We start from the raw sequence: 24,232 nt of genomic DNA, 5'->3' as shown, positions 1-24,232 counted from the left end.
GTTCAACCCCTAAGAATTGTTTTTGAGCGTTTATAGAGCAAATGGTGAGCGTGGTTGAATTTCTCATGATAGTTTTCGGACAGTCTCGCTGGCGTTACAAATCCTTAGTCGTAGCAGAGGACGGCGCGCTGGAAATTGAAGCGGACGTCGCGTGGTTTTTCTGGAAGGGGAATACGAACGTTTTTCACCGGCTCATCCACCAAAATTCTTTGAATCGCAAACCGGTCTTTGCCAAAATCCAGGTAAATGGGAACCGGCATTTGAAAGCCATCAGGAACATTCTTTTGTTGAATATCGCAAATTAAAACGTATTTATTTCCTTCCGCCGGTTCTACTTTCCATCGAAATTCGTATTTCGGAACGCGAGTGCCGTAAACCCATTGATCGAAAAACCATTTCAAGCTTTCGCCGTAATGTTTTTCCGCAATCTCTTGGAAACCTTCGGTGGTTGCGTTCTTCCAGGAATAGGTTTTCACAAAGTCTTTCATCATTTGGAAGAAACGCTCATCGCTGTTGGTTTGAAAATCCTTCATCATCATTCTCAGCATGTGGAGGACATAAGCGCCTTTCTGATAAACGAGAAGGTGATAATCGGCTGGACTTTTTGATGAGCTCAATCGGATGCCGAGCCAGATCGGACCGGATTCTGTGCCCATGGTAAGTTCGCCACGCAACTTCATCGCTCCATATGTTTGCCGGCGTACAGTCCCTCGATTCAATACATCATCCTTCCAGCTTTCCACAATTTTCATCAACAGATCTTTCCTGGGATGAGCGGCATCCGCGTAAATCGCGCCGGAGAATTCGGCGAAGCCTTCACTGATCCACTGATCATGATAGCTTTCCCATCCAACCAGATGCCCCCACCATTGATGAGATACTTCATGCGCGCGAAACGCTTCATCGATTCCTGCGAGTCTGACGTCTTCAAAAGTAACTCCGCTCAAATGCAAGAATCCCGGAAATCCCTGTCCGTGCGCTGCCGGAATCTCCGTCGCAAGAATGTTGTCGAATGGATAAGGCGCATAAAGTGTTTGAAAAAAATTAAGGCTGTTCACAACATCTGCTGCAACATTGTCCAGCCCACCTCCACCAATTCGAAACCCGGAGTGATGCTTTCCCGAAAAAATATCGGCCGGCGGTAAACCTTCGACCTTCACGTTCTTATGTTTGAAGTCTCCCAGCGAGAAACTCACAATTGCAACAGGCGTCTTCTGTTCCCACTCGGAGCAATTTTTCTCCTGTTCACTCCACTCCTTCAACTTTTTTCCAACGGCAAAGAGCTGCAGACTGCGCGGGTAACAATACTGGACTTTGCTTGAGGAACGGGTCAGGTAGCCGTAGGTGGGATACCAGCCTGTTGTATCGAGAATGACGTAATCCTCACGATTTCCGACGCGCTCGATCATGTGATCGGAACGGTAGACGAATTTCAATTTCCTTTTCTCGCCGCGTAAAAAAACTTCAGACAAAAACAGATCCAGTGTGTCCTGTTTGAGCGGTGGTTCACCGACCTTATCTTCTGCAGTCTCATAAATGAAGAAAGCAGACTTTCCGCGATCATCCGTGATCTCCTCCAGCTCCATCAACCGTGAAAAATTCAGGGGAATCGATTTCAAATCGGTAGTTGGCAGGATTTCAATGGTAGCTGTCGCTTGTAGCTTGCCATCCTTTTCAATATCCATCCTTGCTTCAAAGTAAGGAATCGTGATCTCTTCCGTATTTTTCGTTTCCTCCGTTTCAAAGGAGGACCAGACATCTACAAAGTCCATCTTTGCATGCTGGGTGAGGGAGATTTGTTCAGACTGTTCCGGATCGATCTCCAGTAAAAATTCCCCTTTAGATTTGCTAAAAAAATAAGCAGCAAGATAACCACTTTTTTCAGAATGAATATCGCGCAAGATCCTGGAATCTACATTTCTCAAGTAGCGTTTGAGAATTTTGTTTTTCACTTCCTGACATCGATCACATCGCGCCGTTTTCGCACGCGCGTCGCCGGCCTTAGCCTGCAGCAATTCCTGGGAAGTCGTATCACTGAATCGCAGGACTGCAGTATGAAACGGTTCTTCCAGGATTCTCGTATTGGTGAATTTGTGCAATTGATCCTGCTCCAGTGCATTGGGTGGCCGGAAGTGAAAAACGCCCTGGCCGGTAAAGAGCGCTGCGTGGTGACGACCATGCAACGGTTCGATCAGAGTAATTTCACCCGATTGCAAAACGATCGTTGCAGCATTCCGCTTGATGCTCAAGTTGCTGACTGGAAAGGTTGCGCTGACATTAAACGATGTCATCTGCCTGTACAAATCGCCCAAAGATTGCGATCGGGCATGCGAAGTTATGAGCAACATCGCGAAAAAAAACAGGCGGCATAAACTCTGTCGATTCATGTAAACTAAGTTTAGAATGAAAGCAGCATATTTTCAGCAGCATGGCGGTTCCGAAGTAATGGTTTACGGGGACCAGCCCGATCCTCAGCCGCGTTCCGGGGAAGTTCTCGTAAGAATTCACGTGGCGGCAATGAACCGCGTAGACAAATGGATTCGCGATGGATGGCCCGGCTTGAAACTCGCGTTGCCTCACATTCCCGGATCGGATGGGGCTGGTATTGTGGAATCGTCCGGTTCCTCGTTTCAGAAAGGGGACCGTGTTGTTATCAACGGCAATACCGGTTGCGGCGAATGTGAATTCTGTCTCGCGGGTCAGGACAATCTTTGCGCGAGCTGGCATTTGCTTGGAGAAACGACATCCGGCACATACGCTGAGCTCGTTGCCGTACCGGAGAGACAGTTGCTTCGCATTCCTGATTCCGTGTCGTTTGAAACGGCCGCTGCATCCGCGCTTGTTTGTTTGACTGCATGGCATTCGATGATTACGAAAGGAAATTTACGGCCAGGCGAAACTGTGCTGGTGATCGGCGCAGGCGGAGGCGTAAACACAGCCGCGATTCAGATTGCAAAATTGGCCGGTTGCACGGCGTATGTTGTCGGGTCGAACGAAATCAAACTGGCGGGGGCTCAAGCGCTGGGAGCGGACGTTTTGATCGATCGCTCTAAAGAAGATTGGGTAAAGAAAATTTTTCAACTCACAGCCAAAAGGGGAGTCGATGTCGTGGTCGACAATGTGGGAGCAGCCACCATGATGGGCTCGTTTCGCGCGGTTCGCCGCGGCGGACGAATTCTAACTGTGGGGAACACGTCCGGTCCGACCTTTGAAATTGACAACCGCTTCATCTTTGGAAAACAGATCAGCATCCTGGGCTCTACAATGGGCACGATCCGTGATTTTGCCGCCGTGATGAAAATTGTTTTCGATGGAAGAATCAAGATTCCTATTGATGCAATTCTCCCACTCTCTGAAGTGCGACAGGCGCATGAAAAGATGGAAAAGGGAGATTACTTCGGCAAAATTTTGTTGATGCCGTAAACAAAGTAGCGCGGACGTCCCGTCTGCGGCAGTTCGCAGGCCAGAGGCCCGCGCTACTCGAACGTCCCGCCTGCTTTATACTGAAGTAAATGCTTGGCAGCACCATCTCCCACTATCAACTGCAAAAAAAGCTGGGCGCAGGAGGTATGGGAGAAGTTTATCTTGCGCATGACACGAGCTTAAATCGCCTTGTTGCACTCAAAATCTTGCCGGCCGAGTTCGTTTCAAATCAAGATCGCATGCACCGTTTCACCCGCGAGGCAAAGGCCGCTTCCGCGATCAGCCATCCGAACGTGGCTCACATCTATGAAATCGGCGAGGAAAATAATATCCATTTTATTGCAATGGAATATGTGGAAGGGGAAACGCTCACCACAAGGATGCAGCGTTCGCCTTTAGGAATGGATGAAGTTCTTCAGCTCGCAATTCAAATCGCAGACGCGCTTCAGGAAGCGCATGGGAAAGGAATTATTCATCGCGATATCAAACCGGCCAATATCATTTTGACTCCGCGCGGCAAAGCGAAGCTGGTCGATTTTGGACTCGCGAAGATTTATCAGCAAGAGGAATCCATAGCCAGCCGGGTCTCTACCACAAGCCAGACGGAGATGGGAGTCGCGATGGGCACGCTTCCTTATATGAGTCCGGAACAACTGTTGGGACGATCCATCGATCAGCGGACCGATCTGTTTTCTGTGGGTGTGCTTCTATATGAGCTCCTTACGCAGAAGCTTCCGTTTCAGGGAAGAAGTTCCATCGAATTGGCGGATGCAATCCTGAACAAACCGCCTGCGGAAATGCAGGAAGTTCCTTCGCGATTGCAACCGGTGATCTCAAGATTGCTCGCAAAAGATCCGGCGGCGCGCTATCAACATGCCGGCGATTTGCTCGCTGAACTGCAGAAACTTCAAACAGTCCGGACAACATCATTCTCATCATTGCTACGTCCTGTTGTCCTTGTTCCGCTGATCGTTGTTCTCTGTGTGGCGAGCTTTCTGCTTTTCAGGACGGTTCAGCAAAATAAAAAGATACGCTGGGCGCGTGAAGTAGCTCTGCTAAAGATTACGGAATTGATCGATGAGGGAAAGAATGATGAGGCTCTTGACCTTGCACTGCAGGCGGAAAAACTGATTCCAAACGATCCGTTGTTAAAAAGTCTTTGGCATGGAATGTCTATAAAAATATCCATTCAAACAGAACCTGCTGGAGCAAATGTTTTCTTTAAAAAATATGATTCACCTGCTGATCCCTGGATTTTGTTGGGAACCTCTCCGCTTCAAGACAAGAGAATCGCAAAAAATTACGTTCGTTTAAAAATTCAGAAAGAAGGCTATCCGGAAATTCTTGCTTTATCGCCGCGTACTTTTTTCGAAAATGAGGTGATCCTTCGATTCAATCTGGAAGATTATAAGAAGGTGCCGTTAGGCATGACACTCGTTCCCGGAGTTCGATCCGATCCAAGCACACAGCGTGCGTCTGATTCTATACCTATTGAAGATGATTACTATATGGACCAGTTCGAAGTCACAAATCAGGAATTCAAGAAATTTGTGGATGCCGGCGGATACAGCAATCGCAAATTCTGGAAAATCCCTTTCGTCAAGGAAGGAAAGGATTTCACTTTTGAAGAGGCGATGTCTCTTTTTGTCGATGCTACCGGCAGGCCGGGACCGTTAGATTGGGAAGTTGGAAATTTTCCGGCCGGCCAGGAGAAGTTCCCTGTAACCGGCGTTAGCTGGTATGAAGGCGCGGCATATGGAGAATTCGCTGGGAAAGCTTTACCAACAATTTTTCACTGGTTTCACGCTTCGGGTACTCGTATAAATCATGTAATGATTCCATTCAGCAACTTTCGAAGTCGCGGGCCCCATCCGGCTGGAAAACAGGAATCGATGAGCCTTTATGGCAGTTTTGACATGGCTGGAAATGTGAAGGAATGGTCCTGGACAGAAGTTGCCGACGGAAGACGGGTGAACATTGGAGGGTCTTATCTGGAACCGGAATATCTTTTTCTGGAGCCGGACAGACGGGATCCTTTCACGCGTCATAAAACGATCGGATTCCGCTGCATTCAGTATTTGAAAGAACCTCCGGCGGCGCTTCTGGGCCGTTATCATACGGATTTTCGTGATTACACAAAAGAAAAACCGGTTGAGGATTCTACCTATGCCGTACTGAAAACTTTTTATTCTTATGATAAGAAGCCGTTGAACGCACGTGTCGAATCCAAAGAGCAATTGAGTTACCTCAGCAAAGAAAAGGTTTCATTTTCAGCGGCGTATGGAAATGAACGCGTAATTGCTTATATTTTTCTCCCCACAAATGCAAAGCCGCCCTACCAGACAGTCCTCTATTTTCCCGGATCCTGGGCCCAATTCTTTGATTCCAGCGAAAGACTTGGACAAATGGGAGAACATCTGGATTTTTTAGTTCGCAGTGGACGAGCTGTCGTGCATCCGGTTTATGCGGGAACACTGGAACGCGGCGGACGTCCGGATGCGGACAGCAGGAGCACGGAAGAACTCAGAGAATGGCGAATCAAGTACATCAAAGATGTCAGCAGGACAATCGACTATCTGGAGACTCGAGCCGATATGAATTCACAGAAAATTGCTTACTTTGGCTACAGTTGGGGGGCTCGTGTTGGAGCGATTGTGGGAGCTGTCGAGCCACGGATACGGACTCTGATTCTCGCGCACGGAGGATTGCCGATGAGCCCGCGTGCTCCTGAGACGGATGAAATCAATTTTATTACTCGTGTAGATGTTCCGGTTTTGATGATCAACGGCCGCTACGATCACGTCTTTCCCGTTGACACTTCACAGAAACCTTTTTTTCAACTGCTGGGGACTCCTGAAAATGAAAAAGTTCACATGGTGTTTGAAGGAGGACATTCGAACCCCCGGAGTGAAGTGAAAAAGATCATGCTGGATTGGCTGGATCGTTATCTGGGGAGGGTATAATCATTTTCATGAAATCCGCATTGGTCACGGCGCTTCTTCTTTTTTCCTCCGTTGCAATGGCTCAGGAGGATTGGACCTACATCAACCGCGATGAAAAAGTGAACCGGTTTCAGGTGACGTCAAAAGGCAAGTTTCACCTGGATGGCCAGGAGGTCTCGGGTTTTTCTTTGCAACAAACCGGGGACAAGATCGCGATCTCCCCTTCGTCTCCGGGCGGAAAGTACGCGGTGCTGTTTGCTTTCGGTGATGAGGATTCTCAGTGTGCGATATTGCAATATGAAAAGCGCGCTGCAAATGTCATGCACCTTGAAGGAACACCGATGGTCTGGAATTCCTGGTCTCCGGAAGGGGCTTATCTTTTACTGACAACTTATTCGGATGCGGGAAGTTCGCTTTATTCCATTTCACTTTCCACTTTTCAGCCAAAGAAAGTGTCGGTGAATCTCCATAAAGCGGGCGAGAGAACGGAGATCGACACAACAACCGCCACCTGGACAAGTCCGGATACTTTTGTGATGGAAGCCTCGGTTTATTGCGACCCCGCGAAACCGGAATGCACTTCTCAACTCGAAGAGAAGGCAATTCGTATCTACAAACTCACCGTCAATGCTGAGTCGCTGCAGGTCACTCCCGAGGAGCAAGCATTGCCACCGGAAGAGTGAAGACCTAAGCTTTCAAAACTTCCAGGATCTCGTCTTTCGCGCGTTGAATGATTTTCCGGATCCGTTTCAACTTTTCCGCGTTCAAACCATGACCGTGCATTTTCATCCGCACATGTTTCTTTAATTGAGCCAGATCTTCGAAGAGATCGTTGAGGTCTTCCATGCGGAAATTTCTCCAGTTCTCCATCTTCTCCCAGATGTTTTCCAGCTTTTCTTTCCGTTCCTGAAGTTCCTGCTTCCCTTTCTCGGTAATTTCATAGATGCGCTTTCCATCTTCCTCTCTGGAGCGCACCAAGCCTAAATCCTCAAGCATTTGCAGTGTGGGGTAAATGGTTCCGGGAGATGGACTGTAGAATCCGCAGAATCGCGATTCCATTTCTTTGATGATCTCGTAGCCGTGCCGTGGTTTATCCGCGAGAAGATAAAGGATTACGAACTTGATCTCACCCCGCTCGAAACCAGAGGAACGAAAGAAAGGTCCAAAACCTCCAAAACCTGTGTAAAAACCGCCAAAACGTACCACAATTCCACCTTCCTTCGATATGTAACGATATATCGAGAACGATCGAATTGTCAAGGACTTTGCATTACTATAGCTAAATTTTTTGTCATTTCAGCAAGAATTTCAGATTGCAGATCCTAGCTAGATTTCAGATTGAAATGGGCGATTGTAGATTGAAAAAAGGGATGGCTTATTGACTTCTGGAGTTTTGCATTTTGGACGAAGTTGTCGAACAGTTTGTAACCCCGGCCTCCGGCCGGCAAAAACTTGAACGTTTTGCGGACCTTGGCCCGGCTGGAAGCCGGCGTTACAAACGGCACAGAACGCTCGTCAAATCTACAATTCTCCAATTTCAATCTGCAATCTCGATACTGAAATCTGAAATGTTGCGGCTTTGCCGCTTTATGCCTTGGCGGCTTTGCGTTAGGTTTTAGCGAGTTGATCGCGGAAGACTTTTTCCAGCTTTTCGATTTTCGGGCGGATTACAAAAGTGCAGTAAGGCTGATTCCTGTTTTGATTGTAGTAATCCTGATGATAATTCTCGGCGGGATAGAAATTTGTAAAAGGACTGATCTCGGTTATGATCGGATCTTTCCAGATTTTCGCATCATTTAGCTTTTGCTTATACTCTTCCGCCAGACGCTTTTGCTCGTCATTGTGATAAAAAATGACGGATCGATATTGCGGTCCGTAATCATTTCCCTGCTGATCCGGCGTAGTGGGGTCGTGCGTTTTCCAGAAGATTTCGAGCAACTGTTCGTAATTCGTTTGAGAAGGATCGTATTCGATCTGCACGGCTTCCGCGTGTCCCGTATTGCCGCCGCACACTTGACGGTACGTCGGGTTGTGAACGCTTCCGCCTGCATAGCCGGAAACCACTTTTCCTACTCCTTTCACGCGCTGAAATACAGCTTCCGTGCACCAGAAACAACCTGATCCGAATGTCGCTAATTCCATACAAACTCCTATCTATTTATATGTTTCGTTTTTGAATGATGTTCTTCTTGCGTTGCATTTCTCCCGGAAGCCGCGATTAGCTTACCTGTACCGCCGAACACTTGAGTGGAGGCATTTGTCGGCTTCAGCGACTTGTTCGGCTATACGTTCTGCCAATTCTTTTTACAGACTGGGTGAATTCTTACTCTCGTCAGCACGCCGAATGAGTTCGTTTGACCGTAAACTTGGATCGAGGGCCTTACGCGCACTTTCAACACCCACGACAGGCATGCTGACAACATCAAGCAAACCTAGTTGAACGAGCACTGAAGCTTGGTCCCAGTAGATGTGCTCGTGGATCAACTTGCTACCGCTAAATCGAACGATGACCACTAGCGGGACCTCAACTTTCTTTCCAGTGGGGGCTATGCCAGGCAACATCCAGTCCATTCGGATGGTGTGGGTGAACTTAAAAACCATTTCATCCACCAGTTGATCGTTGCCAATAGTTCGCGAAATTGGAATCATTTCCGTGTCTGGAGGCATCTGAGGGATGAAATGTCGGGAATAAAACTCTCGTAGCTCATCTCGTCCCATCCCGCCGGTAAGCACGGGAATGTGATTCACGTACGCACGCTCAACCATCGTATCGAGCGTTTTCTCGGTATTCCGGGTCCCGAATTCGTGTCGCACATGTTCTTCCCATAACTGACGTAAAGATTCCTGATCGCGGCTGAGCTTTGTCTCTAATTTAGGCATTTCTAGTTCCTTCCTCATTTTCTCCAGTAGATCATATTTTCTATCATTATTCACAATTACGTTGCGCTGTCCTTAGTGGTAAATCTATCTTCACCGTTGCCAATGTTGGTGACGTGTAATCAGCGGGCCGCTTTCCTAGGTTGGTCTTTCAAAATCCGCACGATCGCAATTATTGTGTTCCAATTCCGTGTCGTCGCCGGCGCTCCGACCAATTTGTCGATCTGGCCAAGATAGCTGATGGTTTTCATGTGACGACGGTACACTCCGAAGACGAATCGGCTTTTCGTCGCGATAACTCGCACGAACCACTCCCCGCCTGATGGAAGTGTGATTGGAAGGGAAGCCCGGACGCGTCCGGCTTTCGAGAAGATGCTAACGAATCGAACAGTATCAGGACGAGACGGCTCAGTTCCGAACGGATTCTCCGTCTCCAGGCGGATAAGATCGCGGCCGTCGCAGAGCACAACTTCCGCTTCGAATGGCAGCCTGCGTAGCAATTCAGCACGGAACTTTGCTCTAGATCCAGGCTTACGAACGACAAACGTGCCTGCGGCGCCCACATTCACGACATCATAGTCGCTCAGTTCTCTTGCGAGGATGCTCGGGCGAAACGTCCTGTGGCCGCCAACATTGACACCTCGGAGGAAAACAATGAGAGCCATTCCGGGATTATAAAGAAAAAGGCCGGGCGGCGCTATTAGCGGTTGGGCTCTCGGCTCTGTTGTTAACCAAATATTGTCTGAGTTTGTTTGAATTGTTCAGAGCTGCGAGAGAGCCATGAAATTTCAATTTACCCACCTCAAAACCTTCTTTAACTGGACGTACTAAATAACGTAAGCTGATTGCGTTAAGATGCAATTTACGAATAAATGACGTATTGTACTGCGTCAGACTATAACAAACAGAAGTACAAAATTTCAAAACGGAACGCCATGAAAAGTTGGATCTGCGCATTTGTTCTCTTGCTCCTCCCAATTTATAACGTAGATGCAGTACCTACGGGTCCCTTGCCGCGCAACGTAATTCCCATCTCTTACGATCTGTCATTGAACATTTTTCCTGAAAAAGAAACATTTTCAGGAAAAGTTGAAATCGATCTGGAGATTCTTGAAGAAACATCCATCCTCTGGCTGCACGGAAAAGATCTCTCGGTGAGCCGTGCGATGATCAAGCTGGCAAGCGGTAAAAGCTTTGAAGTGAAGTATTCCCAGGTCGATGATGGTGGTGTCGCGCGTATCGACATCCCCACAAAAATGGAGCCTCAAAAGGTCACGCTGATCCTCACTTATGAAGCGCCTTTTAACCAGCGACTGGAGGGTTTGTATCATGTAAAGGAGAAGGGTCTTCATTACGCTTTTACACAATTCGAAGCTATCTCCGCGCGCCTTTGCTTTCCGGGGTTTGATGAACCTTCCTTCAAGACACCTTTCGACATTACACTGACAGTTAAACAGGAACAGCAAGCCATCACAAACACATTGCCTCTGGAAGAATCAAAACTGCCGGACGGCACAAAACGGATTCGCTTTGCGCGCACGGAAAAACTTCCCACGTATCTGATCGCTTTTGCCGTAGGTCCGCTCGATGTGGTTCAGGGTCCGGATGTTCCTGCGAATGAATTCCGCAAAGAGGCAATCCCGCTTCGTGGCGTGGCTGTTGCGGGTAAGGGAAAACAACTTTCGCATGCTTTGCAAAACACAGGATCCATCTTGACCGCTTTGGAAGAATATTTCGGCATCGGCTATCCTTTTCACAAACTCGATTTGATTGCGATACCCGATTTTGATTGGGGCGCCATGGAGAACGCCGGCGCAATCACTTTTCGCGAAGGCTGTTGCTCAACCAAGATGCTCCCTTTTCGCAGCAAAAGGCATTTGCCACGGTAATGGCCCATGAACTCGCCCATCAATGGTTCGGAAATATGGTCACAATGAAATGGTGGGACGATATCTGGCTGAATGAAGGATTGACCAGCTGGATCGATAACAAGATCATTGAAAACTGGAATCCGGAACATAAGACTGCGATCTCGGCCATTCAATCCGGCCACAACATCATGGACAGGGATAGTTCTGCTACCGCGCGCCCTCTGCACCGGATTAGCGGTGATTCGACCGAAATCAAAACCATAGCGGATGGAATTATCTTTGCAAAAGGGGCGGCGGTTCCGCTGATGTTTGAACAATATTTGGGAAAAGAAAAGTTTCAAAAACTGATCAGGAAATATTTGAACGAACACGCGTTTTCAAACGTTACTTCAGAAGATCTCTTGCGTGAGTCAGAAGAGATTGCCGGCAAAGAAATTGCGGAATCGCTGCGCACCTTTATCTATCAGCCGGGAGTGCCCTATCTTGAACTGCACACTTCGTGCGATGAAAAAAAGACGAGAGTGACATTCAAACAACGCCGCTATACACCGCTGGGGGGCAATGTATCCGGAAACCTGAAATGGCAGGTTCCGGTGTGCGTCCTCTATGAAAAGGATGGAAATCCGTCGAGGGCATGCGGGATTGCAGGTCCGGATTCGAGTTTGATTCTGGAAGCGGATTCGTGCGCGGACTGGATGATGCCGAATGCTGGAGGAACAGGTTATTACCGCTGGAATCTTTCATCGGAAGGCTGGCAAGATTTGCGAAAATCCGGCCTGGCGCATCTGTCTGTTGAGGAACAGCTAACTGTCATCGATAGCATTGAAGCGGCGTTTGCAGCAGGAACCATTTCCGCTTCCAACACGCTTCAGGTGCTGGAACCTTTTGCTGCGTCCTCAACGCGTGAAATTGCGATGTCACCGGCTTTGATCTTCAGCTTTTTCGCTGATTATTTGCTCGATCCGGCGCATGTAGAAGTGCTTCGAGCGAAGGGAAGGCAATGGTACCGGCCGGCTTACGAAAAATTTCGCTTTGATGAGTCAAAATCCGAACCGGACGATGCGAAACTTTTCCGCGCTCAGGTTATTGAATTTCTTGCGTTTGAGGCGCGTGATTTGGAAGTACGCCGGGAAGCGAGGAAGAGGGGACGTGCAACCATCGGTTTTGGAACCGATAGGAAATTGCATCCGGAAGCGGTTGGATCGAATCTTGTTGAAACCGTTTTGGGCGTGGCGGTACAGGATGAGGAGATTGCATTTATCGATGATTTGATCCGGATGTTAAAAGAGTCAAATGAATCACTTCTTCGTTCGCAAATACTATCCGCGCTCGGACGCGCTACGGAACCGGCAAAGGTTCAGAAGATTCTAGCTCTCTCACTGGATCCCGCACTACGCACGAATGAAGTGTTAAGTCCTTTTGAAGACCTGTCGAAGGAAAAGGAAAACTGGGACCCTGTTTGGAAATTTCTTGTTGCGAACTTTGACGCTCTTGTCGCGCGAGTTTCTCCCTCCGATGCGGGCTCATTGTCAACTCTGGCCTCCGTTTTCTGCAGCGAGCAGAAAGCCGTTGAGGTGAATGAATTCTTCGAAAAACGTATGGAAAAGCTTGTCGGGGGGAACCGCAATCTAACGAGAACTGTCGACGCTATCCGCGTTTGTGCAGCGAAAGCCGAACATCACCGCAGAGACGCATTCGAAATAAAGTAGCGGACATCTCGTCTGCGTTGAGCTCAGCAGGCGGGACGCCGCTCTACTTCTCATTGCTTTGGCACTTCCTTCGGTAGCGCAATGACTTCGATCTGGCGTGAGGGTTGCACATATTTTTTCAGCGCAGCCATGATATCTTCCCGTGAATAGCTTGTAATTTGCTGAACAAGACTCTTTACATCCGACAACTTAATTCCGCGGTAATCCAGTTCCGAAAGCACTCGCACCCAGTACCCCGGCTCCTTTTGTTGCGTTTCGATGATGTTCTTCATCTGATTTCGAACGGTTTGCATTTCTGCTTCTGTGGGACCATTTTGCACGAACTCCAGCATCATTTGCTCTGCCACTTTTGCTGCTTCCTCAACCTTTCCGGGATCTGCTGAAAAGTCTGTACCGAAAAATCCCATTTCCGGATAGCTCGTAGCCGGTGATGAGGAACATTCAATCGAGTAAGTAAGCCCTCGTTTTTCGCGAATTTCAGATTGCATGCGGGAGCTCAAGATTTCCGCTGACAAATCCAACACGCGCCGGTCCTTGACTTCATTCAAATTTGCGCCACGCCAGCCGGTCAGAACAAATCCGCGTGGAGTGATGGTACTGACTTCAATCTTCGCTTCGAGCGGGCCTTCCTTTACTTGAATCTGCCGGAGTTTTGCAAGTTCAGGATCCGTGCGCGGCCGTTTGGGCAAAGCTCCCAGATATTTCAGTGCAAGTTTCAGCATCCGGTCACGGTCCATGTCTCCAATAATAGCAACCTCGACCGGAGCCTGTGCAATCAAGGATTCAAGCCACTTTTGAGCTTCCGCACCGCGGATCTTCTTGATTTGTTCAGCCGTTGGAAACTTTAACCTCGGATCCTTTCCACTGATCAGCTCCAGGTACTTTTCCGATGCTTGCTCTTCCACGCTCGTTTTTATTTGCTCGATTGCCTGCAACGTTTGATCCTGCAAGACTTTCAGCGCGGCTTCTTCGACTTTCGGTTCCGTTAAAAGCAAGTAACTCAGGCGAAATCCTTCTTCGAAATCATCGGGAGATCCGGCAATCATCAGAGCAACTCCATCCCCGCTTCCAAAACCGCTTACAGTAACGTTTTTTCCGGTCATGAATTCACGAATTGAAGTGGAAGAGAATTTACGGGTTGCCGGTTGAGCTAAGGCGAGTGTCGCTGCCTGAGTGATTCCCCGGTTTTCTGTTGTTTCTCTGACTTCACCGCCGGCAAGCCGGATCAATGCCGAAACACTGTTTTTCTTGAAATCCATTTCACGTAAGTGAATCCGAATTCCATTTGTCAGTGTGGCGGAAAGAATTTTCGTTTCCGCATCTTCCTCCTGTTCAGCGATCGCTCCTGGCTCCGGCTCCTTTTCCAGTAAAGTGCGTGGACGCTCTTTTTGTTCCAGTGCCGATAGTGTGGATGCTTCCATACGCGTCGTTTCTTCCAGGATTTCTTTTTCTGTAGCAACCGGCATCCCCTGTTTTTCCGGAAGTTTTATCAACAGGAAACGCGATTCAGCAGAAAAATTTTTTCGAAAGGAATCAGAGACTTCCTGCATTGTGATGCCGGGCAATAGGGCGCGGGTGAGCTGCAAGCTCTGGGTTTGAGACATTGGCTTGCGCCCCTGCGAGAATGCGCTGTTCATTCTTGAAAGGAAAGTATTGGCATCCCATGTGGCTTCTGTCCGTTCCGCTTGTTCTGCGCCGGCGAGTGTTTCTTTCTTTGCATCCTCCAGCTCCGCTTGCAGAAATCCAAAGTCTCTGGCGCGTTTGACTTCAGTCAATAGAGAGTTGAGCACCGGTTTCCATTGCTCCGGCGCTCCGGAGGCTTCCGCTTCTTGAATCACGGCAGCATTTTGAAAAGGCGCAACATTTACAGAAGCGTCCTGGTAAGGCGCTTTTCCCTCTTCGACCAGCGCAAGCAATCGCCTGTTCATCATGACACTCGCAAGATCTTCGATCAGCTCTTTACGAAATTGTCCCACCGTTTGAAGATTCTGCAGCTCACTGATGCGCATCACGCTGATTTCGGCGGTGGTAAGCTCCGGATCGGTGATAATCGCGGCCTGCGCTTTTTCGTAAGGTCGAATGCCGGAATTCGCATTGGCGGGAGGATTTGGAATCTTCTTCCAGTCCCCGAATTCTTTTCGTATCAGCTCTTCCACTATAGAAGGAGAAAGATCTCCAACTACTAATAAAATGGAATTATCAGGCCGGTACCATTTCCTGTAGTAGTCCTGGAATGCGTTGCGATCCGCTTTCTGGATCACCTCTTCCTTACCGATCGGAAGACGATTGGCCAGGCGGGATCCGGGCAGCAGCGCAGCCAGCGTTTTTTCCAGCAACCGCTGTCCTACTCCTTTTCGCGCGCGTGCTTCTTCGACAATGATGGGTCTCTCCTTTTCGATTTCTTCCGGAATCAAAAGGATTCGAAAAGCGTAATCTGCAAACGTCTCCAGGCCATTGCGAACGGTCTCCTCTTTTGTATCCGGAAGGCTCAATAAGTAGGTTGTCTGATCAAAAGAAGTAAACGCATTCTGGTGTCGTCCAAACTTAAGGCCGATCGATTCGTAATACTTGATGAGAGTTCCGGGTGGATAATGTTCTGTTCCATTAAAGGCCATGTGCTCCAAAAAATGAGCAAGGCCTCGCTGGTTCTCTTCTTCATTTAGCGATCCGCTTCCCACATGCAGCCACATCCCGATCTTCCCGGGAGGAGTTTTGTGGGAACGGATCCAGTATTCCAATCCATTTTCAAGTTTGCCGATGCGAACATTCGGATCTACCGGAAGAGCCTGCTGCAGATTTGTTTCCTGCGCGAAGGCATAAGAGGTCAGGATTAGAAAGACGAGTAGTAATCGCTTCATGTTTAGATATTATAAGGACTCACGCCGGCGTGACGCCCGCGTTACTTTGTTAGGAGGGACTCGCATGCGTTCTCGATCTGCCACAATTTTCATTTTCCTCTGTTTCCTTTTGTCACTTGCAACAACGAATTTTGCTGAAGAAGAAAAGAAAATCAACTCAACTGGTCTGGAGGATCCAAGTGAATACAAGGGACTGAAATACCGTTCGATTGGACCTGCCTGGGGAGGGCGTGTTTCCCGGGCGACAGGAATTGCCGGAGATCCAAACGTGTACTATTTTGCCGGCGCAGCAAGTGGAGTTTGGAAATCGATCGATGGAGGTTTCAGCTGGAAACCGCTTTTTGACGACCAACCGGTCTCTTCGATGGGATCGATCGCCGTCGCGCCATCAGATCCAAATGTGATTTATGTCGGTTCCGGTGAAGCCAACATCCGAGGGAATGTTGCGGCCGGCAATGGCATTTACAGATCGCTTGATGCCGGAAAAACCTGGTCGCACGTCTGGAAAGAAGCAGGGCAAATCGGAACGATGGTTGTGCATCCGCGCAATTCAGAGATTGCGTTTGCAGCTGTTCTTGGTCATGCATTTGGACCGAATAAAGAGCGCGGTGTTTATCGTACAACGGACGGTGGCAAGACCTGGCAGCAAGTGTTGAAGAAAGATGAAAACACCGGCGCGTCCGATGTTGCGATGGATCCGGGCAATCCGAACATTCTGTTTGCGGGATTCTGGCAAGCGCGTAGGAGTCCCTGGTCGATGTACAGCGGAGGACCGGGAAGCGGTCTGTATGTTTCTCGTAACGGTGGCGACACATGGAAACAGTTGACGGAGAAGGGATTGCCGGAAGGAATCTGGGGAAAAGTTGGTGTCGCGGTTGCCCCTTCCGATGGCCGCATTGTCTATGCGATGATTGAGGCGGAAAAAGGTGGATTGTTCCGCTCGGATGATGGAGGAGATAGCTGGAATCTGGTTACGGCAAATCGCTTTTTGCGTGAGCGCGCCTGGTACTACACAACCATCACGATCAACCCGGTCAATCCCAATGAAGTCTGGATCCCGCAGGTCCCGATGCTAAAAAGCATCGATGGCGGTAAAACGTTTCATTTCGTAAAAGGGATTCCGCACGGAGACAACCATGATTTGTGGATTGATCCGCAAAATCCCAAACGAATGATCGGAGCGGATGATGGTGGAGTAAACATTTCGACCGATGGCGGCGAGACATGGTATGCGCCTCCGCTTCCCATTGCGCAGTTTTATCATGTTTCCGCGGACAATCGGAATCCGTTTCACGTTGCAGGCGCGATGCAGGATATCGGTACTGCACAAGGACCAAATCGCAGTTTGAATTTCCGCGGTATTCGAAACAGTGACTGGTACAACGTCGGCGGTGGTGAAGCGGGTTGGGTCGTATCCGATCCATCCGATCCCGACATCGTGTATGCAGGCGAGTACAGTGGCTATATTTCGCACTACGATCACCGCACCAGACAGGCGCGCAACATCAGCGCTTATCCCGAAAATGCATCCGGTCATGGCGCTGAAGATTTGAAATACCGTTTTCAATGGACCGCTCCGATTGCAGTTTCTCCGCATAATCCAAAAGTTGTCTACCATGGTGGCAATGTATTATTCCGTACTGACAATGCCGGACTCACCTGGACCGCAATCAGTCCTGATTTAACTCGCAACGATAAATCGAAACAAAAGTGGTCCGGTGGTCCGATCACGGGAGACAACACCGGCGTGGAAATCTACTGCACAATTTTCGCAGTTGCAGAATCGCCGATTGAAAAAGATTTGATCTGGGCAGGCACCGATGATGGTTATGTGCAAATCACAAAGGACGGCGGCAAGACGTGGACCAATGTAACGCGCAGCATGAATGGTTTGCCGGAATGGGCAACGATCACAATGGTTGAGCCTTCCAGTTTCGATGCCGGCACTGCTTACATTGTTGCCGAAGCGCATCGATTGGACAACATGAAACCGTATTTGTTCAAGACTTCCGATTTCGGCCAGAGCTGGAGCCGCCTGGATGGCGGAATGGCGCAGAATATTTATCTCCATGCTGTCCGCGAAGATCGCACGAACAAGAATCTTTTGTACGTTGGAACAGAACGTGGAGTGATTTTCACCAGAGATGGCGGAAAAAGCTGGCGATCGATGAAGTTGAATATGCCAACTGTTGCTGTTCATGATCTCGCCGTGAAAGAGAACAGCCTGGTTGTTGGGACCATGGGGCGTTCGATCTGGGTTTTTGATCATTTAAATGTGATCAGAGCGTGGAGTCCGCAGGTCACAACAGCCAGTTTCCATCTTTTTCCTTCGGCGGATGCAACGCGCTGGCAGTTTTACGGAACCTGGCCGGAAGATAAATGGATGGGAGAAAATCCAGGAGGCCGCGTAGCTTTTCATTACTGGCTGAAAGAGAAGCCAAAAAATGATTACACGATCGAAATTCTCGATTCACAAAATCGTGTGATCAACACGTTGAGCAGCAAACCGATGGAGCCGACCGGCGGGGGATGGGACATAAAACAGGAAGAAGAGGATCTGAAGAAACTTGCTTTGCCAAAAGAAGTCGGTGTGCAGGTCGTTTACTGGGATCTGGGTTACAAAGGCGCTGAAATGATTCAGAATGCAAAGCTCGATGCGGGCGATCCATTCTCAGGCCCAATGGTGGCTCCGGGCGCCTACACGGTTCGTTTGACGCTGGATGGGAAATCGCAAACCACGACATTGAAAGTTCTTCCGGATCCGCGCGTTAAGCTGACGGATGCCGATTACAAAACGCAGCTGGATTTTACGCTGAAAGTGCGCGATGAGTTGACTCGCCTTACGCGCACCGTGAATCAATTGCAAAGCATCCGGCAGCAGCTGAAATCGCGCAACGATCTGCTTCGGAAAAATGAAAAGGCGGCGCAGGTCACCAAAGATTCTGAAGCGCTGATTGCGAAATTGAACGACCTGGAAGAACAGATTCATAATCCGAAAGCGGAAGTTCCGTATGACGTTCTTGCATTCAAAGGTGGCGCGAAACTGTATTCGCGTATGTCTGGCCTGTACTCATTCAGCTTTGAAGGAGATGGCCTCCCCACGCAAGGCGTAAAAGAGCTTTTTGCGGATATGCAAAAGGAGATGGATGGTTATCAAACGCAGCTCAAACAGTTGATCAGCACAGATCTCGCGGCGTTGAATGAATCCGCGAAGAAGCTGGAGTTCCCGACCATTTACGCTCCTTAATAATCGTGGATCGTAATCGCTATTCTTAATCTTTTTTCGGAGCTTGTTCGAGCACGATTACGATCAAGATCACGATCCACGATGAACAAAGTGACAAAAACGGCCGGGTTGTGCGTCTATACTGTTGTGTAAGCATGACAGGCGCATTCGTTTGGACCCGGGGACTGAGCTTGACTGAAGAACGCGCTTCGGATGAGCTGCATTCACTGTTCGAACGGCTCGATTCGGGAGATTTCAAAGCCCTCGAAAAAATCTACGATGATTATGCCCCACAAATCTTTGGGTTAGCTCTCTGGCGTACGAGATCACGTAGCGACGCCGCGGACGTTGTCCAGGAGGTCTTTGCTCGCCTGGCAGGACGCGCCGGAAAGCTCAAGAATGTGAAGCGTCCCTACGCTTATTTGTTACAAATTGCTCACCGGATTTCGTGTGATTTATTCCGCAAGAATAAAAGGATCACTTACGATTCTGAAAACCTGATTGAGCCTGTCTCGAACGAATCCCAGGCAAAATTGTTTGCCGCTCAGTTGAACGAATTTCTTCTTCAATTGCCGTCCAAACAAAGAGAAGTTTTATATCTGCACTATTTTGCCGGGCTCTCACTGCGTGAGATATCCGAAGTCGTAGGAGTGTCTCTGTTCACAGTGGCAAGCCGCTGCCGTCTTGGTTTGAAAAAACTGAAACAACGTTTCGGTGAAGAAGTATGAAAGAAATCGCTGTTCATTATCGAGTTCCGGATCCACCAAAAGAATTGCGCGGTCGCGCCTTGAATGCTGCCAGAAAACAATTTCAAAAATCGAAGCCCGAGGATCATCGCTTGTTTTTGTCCTGGGCATTTGCTGTCACCGCGCTTGTCCTCTTTTTGATTTTTTGGAATCCTCCGATCCCTGCATCTTCAGCACAGTCACCAAATCCTAACGGGTTTGATTCTGACCCTGTCTTGCAACAGCTTTACAACGAACGGAGCTCCGGCAGAAGCATGATTGCGCGGTCAAATGAGATGAAGCTCCTGTTTCAGGAAAGACTATGAAAAGAAAACTGACTATTAGTGTGGCTGTCCTGATTTTATTCATCCTGCTTTTTGCGACAGGATCGCGCATTCATGGCAGCTCGGTTTTAAACACAGCTCTTGCGCGCTATGAAAAAGAAGCGGGACCGGTGGTTCCACATCGATACGCACCACCCGCTCCGACACCCGAAAACAGAGTAAAGGGGGACAACATCGCGATCTGGTTAAAAGCAGGGGCTGAGCTCGTTTATATGACAATGAAAGAAAAACGGTTTTTGGATGAACTGATTAAAAAGGATTATCGCAACTTGAGCACCTCCGACAAATCGGCATTGCTTGACCTGCTCAATAGAAATGATGTTGCTCTGGAAGTTTTGCGGAGAGTCACCAGATGCCAGAATTCCTCTTTTGAGCTTGAATACAACGCAGGCTTTAATATGCAAATTCCGCGATATCTTCAAATGATGTATGCACGAAGTTTGCTTGATTCTAAGGCCCGGTTGCATCTAGCAGAAGGACAGCTTGCCGAGGCGATAAACCTGGTGGCAGCAGAAGAAAGGATTGCTGCTGCTCTTCAGCATGATCCCGTACTAATCGGAGGTCTGGTTGGTCTTGCCGTCGAAAAGGACTATCACGAAATGGTGCATGTCATCTTGCCTCAAGCCGATCAAAGCATCCTGGCCGAACTCATGCAGCAGATGCAGCACCTCAAAACTATGACGCTTCCAGCATCACGATTTCTAGCTGCGGAAGGAGCAGTGCTGTACCATTCATTCAATAACCTGCCGTTTTCATCGTTGGAAGCGTACAGGGATGGGCCGAACGCTCTTCCATGGGTTCACCGCTTTTTCAAACGCCAGCTGATCGCAAATTCTCTCGATCTTTATGCAGATTACGTGAGTTTGTCGAAAAGGCCCTACCAGTCTATTTCGAAGAATGAATGGACCTCCAGTAGTTTCCTGAGAGAGGAATTACGCAAGGCCCTTTTCCCAAACGTTTCGAATATCGTGGAACGCTTTCAATCAGCAGAAGCGGCACGCATTCTTTCTAGCGCCGCAGTGGAATTGTGTTTGAAGGGACACACAGAGGGGGGCTATCCTGCTAGTTTGGCTCCCCTCACTTCTCCCTATACGGGTGAACCATCGGCTTATTCCGTTCATTCCGATGGATCGGCGACCCTTTCGTTTCCAAAGGATGATGCGTTCTGGGATAGCAATCACAAAGGAAACACAACAATGCGCAAACCTCGCTTCGTCTGGAATCTGCCTGCTGTAAAAACATTGTCATCAAAGTAGAGCGGACGTCCCGTCTGTGGACTTTGCGGGCGAGTCGCCCGCACCACTTTGCTTAAAATCTCTGTATCTGGATTCTGCGCTGCTGAGCTAAGGCATTGCTAAATTCTTGATATTCATCAGTGGACCACTTTCCGGCCAGGTGATCCAGGTCGTGATAGATTTTCTTCCGTGCCTTCGTTTGTCTTTTCTTGTTTGTTTTTTTCACCATTGCAATTTCATATGCAATCAAACTACGATGCAGTTTTCAATAGGCTTCAGGAGCGATTCTGGGTCTTCTCGAACGACTCCATAATCATGTGCTGGAGCTGATCCGGTTCAAAGATTTTCTGATCGCCGAAATGGTAGGTGCGTTCTGTTTTCATCACCTGGATGCTGGCCGCTGCGAGATAGTGAAAGTTATCCAGATAATTGCGTTTTCCCATTCCACCATAGGTGGCTTCCAGTTGTGAGAGTTGATCCGCGAGATACCGGTCGAGGCCCGGTCTGGTTTTTTCCAGGTCGATTTGTTTTGCTTTGATGAACTGGCCGGCCATGTTCTCCAGCTCCTGAAGGGCTTCCTTGTATTTGCGGTCCGAGATGCGTCGCGCTTCAGCTCCTCCCAGCAGGATGGGAATTCGTGAGCAATTTGCTTCATGGATAGCGGGATCATATTGAATCCAACCGAGGTTCCGCAGACTCAACCGCGAAGAAATGATGTCGGCGATATTCCGCGCAAAGGGTTCCACAGCGCTTTTGTACGACTCTTCAACGCCGGTGAAATGATTCAACACGTAGTGGATGCGAAATGTTCCCAGCGTGCGCCTGAGAGCGGTCACTACCGGATGCTGTCCGTACTGCGCGTGAAGAATATCGAATACGCGATCCAGATTCGGCACTTTTTCGTTATATACATCATCCGCTTGATGCATCAAATCCAGAATCTCAGAGATTTCTTTGTTGGAAAGGTTTTGCACAATGGGTGAGTGCGGCGCCATGACGACTTGCAGCTTGCGGAAGATTTGCGCTTTCACCAGGTAAGCTGCGGCAGAAGCTGCAGCCGGCAAACGTGGTGTAAAAATCAAAATGCCTGAATTTGAATAGGGCATGAAATCGAGAATGTCCGTATCCAGACCGGCCTTCATATCCAGAATCACGTAATCCACATTGAGTTTTTGAATAGCCTGAATCAATTTGTGCTGTGTAGCCCTTTTCAAGTGCGAAAAGTCTTCCATGAAATGGCGAGGCGCGGCGATGACTCCAAAGTTTGGAAAGCGGTTTCCCGGATCCAGTGACGAAGAAAGAGGTGTGATGCATTCCTGAAGCGGGATATCTTTGGTCAAGAAATGGTAGAGATCGCTCGGAAATTTCATATCCAGAAAAGAACGAATCGAACAGGTATCGAAGTCGAAATCGAATAAGACTGTCTTACCGTAGCGGCTCAACGCGAGGCCGAAGTTGATGGCGAGGGTCGTTTTGCCGACTCCTCCTTTTCCCGAAGCTACGGTCAGGATCCTTTTTGGCCCTGTCAATGACGTCATGGATGTCATGGTAGCATATGTACCGCGGACGACTCGTCCCAGATTGCATTTGCGGGCGAGACGCCCGCGATACCATCAGGAAATGATGATGAATGAGAAAGCTCCCCGTTTAACTCGGATTCAATGGCTGATCTGCGTGATCGCCGCTCTTGGTTTTGCCTTTGATATTTACGAACTTCTTGTCCTTCCTTTGATTCTGCGTCCCGCCATCACAGAACTCGGGAAGATTCAGTTCGGCACTCCGCAATATATGTACTGGCGCGACATGTTGATTTACATGCCCGCGGTTAGTGGTGGAATTTTCGGATTAATTGGTGGTTACTTAACGGATCGTTTGGGCCGCCGCAGAGTCTTGGTCTGGTCGATTCTCTTGTATGCATTTTCCGCGCTGGCTGCTGGTTTTACAACATCTCTTCCATGGCTCGTTTTTTTCCGCTGCACGACTTTCATTGGAGTTTGCGTTGAGTTCGTTGCGGCTGTTGCGTGGTTAGCCGAACTGTTTCCGGTTCCAAAGCAAAGAGAAGGAGTTCTCGGCTACACACAGGCTTTTTCCTCCGTTGGTGGTTTGATGGTCACGGGCGCCTACTTTCTCGCTGTGAAGTATGCGGATTCCTTGCCTGCGATTCATGGAGGTCATGAAGCGTGGCGTTACACATTGATTTCCGGAGTGATTCCTGCGATTCCGCTGATTGTGATCCGTCCCTTTTTGCCGGAATCCACCACATGGCAGCGGAAGAAGGAGGAAGGAACTTTGCGGCGTCCCAGTTTTGCGGAGCTTTTTCAGCCTGCTTATCGCAAGACAACTTTGATCACGATGCTGATGTTCGCCTGCAGTTACGGCGCCGCATTCGGCGCCATTCAGCACTTGCCGCAAATTGTTCCAGGCCTTCCGGAAGTCTCTTCACTCGCGCGGCCTGTGCAGCAGAAGGTAGTCAGCAGCGTTCAGTTTTTTCAGGAAATGGGCGGTCTGACTGGGCGCTTCATTCTTGCATTCCTCGCCGTGCGAATTTTAAGCCGGCGAAAACTGCTGCGTGTTTTTCAGGTACCGGGACTTGTTATCGTACCTCTTGTATTTCTGTTTCCTGCGGTAAAGGATCTGGAAACATTAAAAGCGGGAATTTTTGTCGCGGGACTTCTAACCGTTGCGCAGTTCTCATTCTGGGGAAATTATTTGCCGCGGGTGTATCCCACACATCTTCGCGGCACAGGAGAAAGTTTTGCTGCGAATATCGGGGGCCGCATGATCGGAACCTCCGCAGCGTTGTTGACAACACAGTTCGCGAAACTGATGCCTGGCACAACTCCCGCGATGAAGCTCGCATACGCGGCTGCAGGAGTGGCGCTCCTCGTATACGCGGTGGGTTTCATTTCTAGCTTTTTCCTCCCCGAACCCGAGAAACAGGAGCTACCTGAATAGGTAATGAAGCCCTCTATCCTGGTCCTGTGTATGCTTCTTTCTGCTGCATCACTCTTTGCAGGAGTTG

The 24,232-nt window shown here is 48.9% G+C and carries 17 protein-coding genes and 1 pseudogene; 10 read left to right on the top strand and 8 right to left on the bottom strand.

Going from position 1 to position 24,232, the window contains the following annotated elements:
- Positions 1-104 precede the first annotated feature (104 nt).
- Complete coding sequence (locus L0156_25925; GenBank protein ID MCI0606437.1) at positions 105-2,291, bottom strand: hypothetical protein; 2,187 nt, start codon at positions 2,289-2,291, stop codon at positions 105-107.
- A gap of 112 nt (positions 2,292-2,403) precedes the next feature.
- Between L0156_25925 and L0156_25920 the strand changes: the two genes are divergently transcribed.
- From L0156_25920 to L0156_25910, 3 genes are all read left to right on the top strand, one after another.
- Positions 2,404-3,423 carry a zinc-binding dehydrogenase gene (locus tag L0156_25920; GenBank protein MCI0606436.1) on the top strand — a complete coding sequence of 340 codons (1,020 nt, stop codon included), beginning with the start codon at positions 2,404-2,406 and terminating at the stop codon, positions 3,421-3,423.
- A gap of 89 nt (positions 3,424-3,512) precedes the next feature.
- Positions 3,513-6,386 carry a protein kinase gene (locus L0156_25915; GenBank protein MCI0606435.1) on the top strand — a complete coding sequence of 958 codons (2,874 nt, stop codon included), beginning with the start codon at positions 3,513-3,515 and terminating at the stop codon, positions 6,384-6,386.
- An 8-nt stretch (positions 6,387-6,394) separates the two neighbouring features.
- Positions 6,395-7,048 (top strand): hypothetical protein, encoded by a 654-nt coding sequence (locus L0156_25910; protein ID MCI0606434.1) that lies wholly within the window; start codon positions 6,395-6,397, stop codon positions 7,046-7,048.
- Positions 7,049-7,052: 4 nt separating this feature from the next.
- On the opposite strand, the gene L0156_25905 is transcribed toward L0156_25910, so the two are convergent.
- The 4 genes from L0156_25905 to L0156_25890 form a co-directional block, all read right to left on the bottom strand.
- Positions 7,053-7,571 carry a PadR family transcriptional regulator gene (locus L0156_25905; protein MCI0606433.1) on the bottom strand — a complete coding sequence of 173 codons (519 nt, stop codon included), beginning with the start codon at positions 7,569-7,571 and terminating at the stop codon, positions 7,053-7,055.
- A gap of 402 nt (positions 7,572-7,973) precedes the next feature.
- Complete coding sequence (gene msrA, locus L0156_25900; protein ID MCI0606432.1) at positions 7,974-8,507, bottom strand: peptide-methionine (S)-S-oxide reductase MsrA; 534 nt, start codon at positions 8,505-8,507, stop codon at positions 7,974-7,976.
- A gap of 162 nt (positions 8,508-8,669) precedes the next feature.
- Positions 8,670-9,245: an ester cyclase gene (locus L0156_25895; protein ID MCI0606431.1), complete on the bottom strand. Its 576-nt coding sequence runs from the start codon at positions 9,243-9,245 to the stop codon at positions 8,670-8,672.
- A 119-nt stretch (positions 9,246-9,364) separates the two neighbouring features.
- Positions 9,365-9,907, bottom strand: a complete 543-nt coding sequence (locus L0156_25890) for a DUF1697 domain-containing protein (protein MCI0606430.1) — start codon at positions 9,905-9,907, stop codon at positions 9,365-9,367.
- Positions 9,908-10,177: 270 nt separating this feature from the next.
- Between L0156_25890 and L0156_25885 the strand changes: the two are divergent.
- Together L0156_25885 and L0156_25880 are read left to right on the top strand one after the other, a co-directional pair.
- Positions 10,178-11,508: pseudogene (locus L0156_25885) on the top strand (M1 family metallopeptidase).
- 303 nt (positions 11,509-11,811) lie between these two features.
- Entirely contained in the window at positions 11,812-12,822 is a 1,011-nt protein-coding gene (locus L0156_25880) for an ERAP1-like C-terminal domain-containing protein (GenBank protein MCI0606429.1), read from the top strand.
- 50 nt (positions 12,823-12,872) lie between these two features.
- Here L0156_25880 and L0156_25875 read toward each other — a convergent pair whose 3' ends face one another.
- Complete coding sequence (locus tag L0156_25875; protein MCI0606428.1) at positions 12,873-15,680, bottom strand: insulinase family protein; 2,808 nt, start codon at positions 15,678-15,680, stop codon at positions 12,873-12,875.
- Between the two features lie 64 nt (positions 15,681-15,744).
- On the opposite strand from L0156_25875, the gene L0156_25870 reads away from it, so the two are divergent.
- From L0156_25870 to L0156_25855, 4 genes are all read left to right on the top strand, one after another.
- Positions 15,745-18,927 (top strand): glycosyl hydrolase, encoded by a 3,183-nt coding sequence (locus L0156_25870; protein ID MCI0606427.1) that lies wholly within the window; start codon positions 15,745-15,747, stop codon positions 18,925-18,927.
- A 134-nt stretch (positions 18,928-19,061) separates the two neighbouring features.
- Positions 19,062-19,634, top strand: a complete 573-nt coding sequence (locus L0156_25865) for a sigma-70 family RNA polymerase sigma factor (GenBank protein MCI0606426.1) — start codon at positions 19,062-19,064, stop codon at positions 19,632-19,634.
- Positions 19,631-19,957 (top strand): hypothetical protein, encoded by a 327-nt coding sequence (locus L0156_25860; GenBank protein ID MCI0606425.1) that lies wholly within the window; start codon positions 19,631-19,633, stop codon positions 19,955-19,957. The genes L0156_25865 and L0156_25860 overlap by 4 nt, the downstream gene beginning before the upstream one ends.
- Positions 19,954-21,231, top strand: coding sequence for a hypothetical protein (locus L0156_25855; GenBank protein ID MCI0606424.1), 1,278 nt, complete (start codon positions 19,954-19,956; stop codon positions 21,229-21,231). Before L0156_25860 ends, L0156_25855 begins: the two co-directional genes overlap by 4 nt.
- 52 nt (positions 21,232-21,283) lie before the next feature.
- Here L0156_25855 and L0156_25850 read toward each other — a convergent pair whose 3' ends face one another.
- Complete coding sequence (locus tag L0156_25850) at positions 21,284-21,439, bottom strand: hypothetical protein (protein ID MCI0606423.1); 156 nt, start codon at positions 21,437-21,439, stop codon at positions 21,284-21,286.
- A gap of 46 nt (positions 21,440-21,485) precedes the next feature.
- Positions 21,486-22,748, bottom strand: coding sequence for a P-loop NTPase (locus L0156_25845; protein ID MCI0606422.1), 1,263 nt, complete (start codon positions 22,746-22,748; stop codon positions 21,486-21,488).
- 88 nt (positions 22,749-22,836) lie between these two features.
- On the opposite strand from L0156_25845, the gene L0156_25840 reads away from it, so the two are divergent.
- Positions 22,837-24,165 (top strand): MFS transporter, encoded by a 1,329-nt coding sequence (locus L0156_25840; protein MCI0606421.1) that lies wholly within the window; start codon positions 22,837-22,839, stop codon positions 24,163-24,165.
- Positions 24,166-24,232 lie beyond the last annotated feature (67 nt).

This window comes from bacterium, assembly GCA_022616075.1.
In the GTDB taxonomy this organism is placed as follows: Bacteria; Acidobacteriota; HRBIN11; order JAKEFK01; family JAKEFK01; genus JAKEFK01.
The sequence above is the reverse complement of the archived record's forward strand: the minus strand, read 5'-3'. Positions and strand labels throughout refer to the sequence as shown.

Bases quoted from the DNA above. Each gene is read 5' to 3' on its own strand.
- L0156_25925 (MCI0606437.1), bottom strand. From the start codon at position 2,291: ATGACATCGTTTAATGTCAGCGCAACCTTTCCAGTCAGCAACTTGAGC.
- L0156_25920 (MCI0606436.1), top strand. From the start codon at position 2,404: ATGAAAGCAGCATATTTTCAGCAGCATGGCGGTTCCGAAGTAATGGTT.
- L0156_25915 (MCI0606435.1), top strand. From the start codon at position 3,513: ATGCTTGGCAGCACCATCTCCCACTATCAACTGCAAAAAAAGCTGGGC.
- L0156_25910 (MCI0606434.1), top strand. From the start codon at position 6,395: ATGAAATCCGCATTGGTCACGGCGCTTCTTCTTTTTTCCTCCGTTGCA.
- msrA (MCI0606432.1), bottom strand. From the start codon at position 8,507: ATGGAATTAGCGACATTCGGATCAGGTTGTTTCTGGTGCACGGAAGCT.
- L0156_25895 (MCI0606431.1), bottom strand. From the start codon at position 9,245: ATGCCTAAATTAGAGACAAAGCTCAGCCGCGATCAGGAATCTTTACGT.
- L0156_25890 (MCI0606430.1), bottom strand. From the start codon at position 9,907: ATGGCTCTCATTGTTTTCCTCCGAGGTGTCAATGTTGGCGGCCACAGG.
- L0156_25880 (MCI0606429.1), top strand. From the start codon at position 11,812: ATGCCGAATGCTGGAGGAACAGGTTATTACCGCTGGAATCTTTCATCG.
- L0156_25875 (MCI0606428.1), bottom strand. From the start codon at position 15,680: ATGAAGCGATTACTACTCGTCTTTCTAATCCTGACCTCTTATGCCTTC.
- L0156_25870 (MCI0606427.1), top strand. From the start codon at position 15,745: ATGCGTTCTCGATCTGCCACAATTTTCATTTTCCTCTGTTTCCTTTTG.
- L0156_25865 (MCI0606426.1), top strand. From the start codon at position 19,062: ATGACAGGCGCATTCGTTTGGACCCGGGGACTGAGCTTGACTGAAGAA.
- L0156_25860 (MCI0606425.1), top strand. From the start codon at position 19,631: ATGAAAGAAATCGCTGTTCATTATCGAGTTCCGGATCCACCAAAAGAA.
- L0156_25855 (MCI0606424.1), top strand. From the start codon at position 19,954: ATGAAAAGAAAACTGACTATTAGTGTGGCTGTCCTGATTTTATTCATC.
- L0156_25850 (MCI0606423.1), bottom strand. From the start codon at position 21,439: ATGGTGAAAAAAACAAACAAGAAAAGACAAACGAAGGCACGGAAGAAA.
- L0156_25845 (MCI0606422.1), bottom strand. From the start codon at position 22,748: ATGACGTCATTGACAGGGCCAAAAAGGATCCTGACCGTAGCTTCGGGA.
- L0156_25840 (MCI0606421.1), top strand. From the start codon at position 22,837: ATGAATGAGAAAGCTCCCCGTTTAACTCGGATTCAATGGCTGATCTGC.